At 63.8% G+C, this 1,339-nt stretch carries 4 protein-coding genes; 1 reads left to right on the top strand and 3 read right to left on the bottom strand.

The features are described from left to right. Both JHD07_RS36085 and JHD07_RS36080 read right to left on the bottom strand, forming a co-directional pair. The coding region (locus JHD07_RS36085; RefSeq protein WP_291630862.1) for an AbrB/MazE/SpoVT family DNA-binding domain-containing protein at positions 1-177 on the bottom strand (177 nt) is incomplete at its 3' end. A 154-nt stretch (positions 178-331) separates the two neighbouring features. Continuing rightward, positions 332-529, bottom strand: a complete 198-nt coding sequence (locus JHD07_RS36080) for a hypothetical protein (protein WP_291630860.1) — start codon at positions 527-529, stop codon at positions 332-334. A 100-nt stretch (positions 530-629) separates the two neighbouring features. On the opposite strand from JHD07_RS36080, the gene JHD07_RS36075 reads away from it, so the two are divergent. Next, positions 630-971: a hypothetical protein gene (locus tag JHD07_RS36075; RefSeq protein WP_291630858.1), complete on the top strand. Its 342-nt coding sequence runs from the start codon at positions 630-632 to the stop codon at positions 969-971. Between the two features lie 98 nt (positions 972-1,069). Here JHD07_RS36075 and JHD07_RS36070 read toward each other — a convergent pair whose 3' ends face one another. Beyond that, positions 1,070-1,315 (bottom strand): helix-turn-helix domain-containing protein, encoded by a 246-nt coding sequence (locus JHD07_RS36070; protein WP_291630856.1) that lies wholly within the window; start codon positions 1,313-1,315, stop codon positions 1,070-1,072. Positions 1,316-1,339: the final 24 nt, after the last annotated feature.

Raw genomic sequence — 1,339 nt, 5'->3', positions numbered from 1 at the left:
CGGCTTCATTGTTTTGAGCAGGCCGACCAGTCCGCGCTTACGCACCGGCTCGATCACCAGACGATCGCCGTCGCGATGCATGATCGCTTCGTCGCCGGGCAACTCGAACTCGACGGGAATGCGAACCGCCTGATTGCGACCGTTGCGGAATAGTCTGACGTGTCTACGGTCAGGCACGGTTTATCTCCAAGGCATAGGCCTCAAGCATATGCCGATATATGCCAAATTTCAAGGGCTGCCCAAGCCGGATAGTTCCCTCGCAGCCTGATGCCAGGATCGCCCGTCTCTTGCCGTTGGGTGCTCACCGCTTCGCGAACCCGTAGCTCCGAGGTCAGAGTCGACCGCGGTCATCAAAATACCCCATGCGATCCATGACGCTGCCCGCGAGGGCCACCTTGTAGACGGCTTCGGCGAAGCGCCTGTCGTCGACTATCCGGCTCAGCCTACTGTTGCCGAGGTTCTGCGGCAGCAGCCTGCAGACCGGATCGAGCATTTCAATTTCAAACGGGATGATTGCGCCGGCCGTCATCAAGAACGTCCCAGGTGCAAATCGTACGCCGCAACGCCGGGAGTTGCGCTTCAGCCGAAGCGGAGATCCCGGAATCGAGGCGTCATACCGGACACATCGGGTGTCGCCGCAACTCTCCGAGGCGAAGCGCGAACGCCTGGCGGAGAAGGCGAGCCGCGCCCCGGAACTGGTGGTGATCCAGCCGTTGAACCAGGAGTGGACGTGCCATCGCTGCGGCGGCTCCGGTGGTCTCCTGATGATGGAGCCTCCTGGCCCGGCCTGTCTGCACTGCGTTGGCCTCGATGATCTCGAATTTCTGCCGGCCGGCGATGCCCTGCTCACGCGGCGCGCGAAGGCGAACAGTGCCCGATATGCGGTCGTCGTCCGCTTCAGCAGGACTCGCCGCCGTTACGAACGACAGGGCCTGCTCGTCGAGCCGCGCGCCCTTGCGGACGCGCTGTGATTGTGAATGGCGCGCACCCGCGGCGGGATCACGTCATTCGCCATATGACGAGCCAACCATTCGCTGAACGCGCGAAGCTCAGGCAACCCGCCCTCCGCTCATTGCCTCTCCCCTTGATAGAATCGAATCCGATAGTCATGCGGCAGCACGTTGAGGCGGCGGCGGAACGCGCGGCGCAGATGCTCCTCGTTTTGAAAGCCTGTGCGCGCGGCGATCTCCTTGATGGGAGCGGCGGACTCTTCCAGCGCGCGGCGGGCGGCCTCGACGCGAAGCTCTTCCACCGCCTTGCCGGGGGTGCGGCCGGTCTTCTGGCGAAAGACGCGCGCGAAGGTGCGGGGGCTCATGCCAGCTCGTTCGGCGAGACTTTC

The sequence above is a fragment of the Bradyrhizobium sp. genome, from assembly GCF_016462955.1.
In the GTDB taxonomy this organism is placed as follows: domain Bacteria; phylum Pseudomonadota; class Alphaproteobacteria; order Rhizobiales; family Xanthobacteraceae; genus Bradyrhizobium.
The sequence above is the reverse complement of the archived record's forward strand: the minus strand, read 5'-3'. Positions and strand labels throughout refer to the sequence as shown.

Bases quoted from the DNA above. Each gene is read 5' to 3' on its own strand.
- JHD07_RS36070 (WP_291630856.1), bottom strand. From the start codon at position 1,315: ATGAGCCCCCGCACCTTCGCGCGCGTCTTTCGCCAGAAGACCGGCCGC.
- JHD07_RS36080 (WP_291630860.1), bottom strand. From the start codon at position 529: ATGACGGCCGGCGCAATCATCCCGTTTGAAATTGAAATGCTCGATCCG.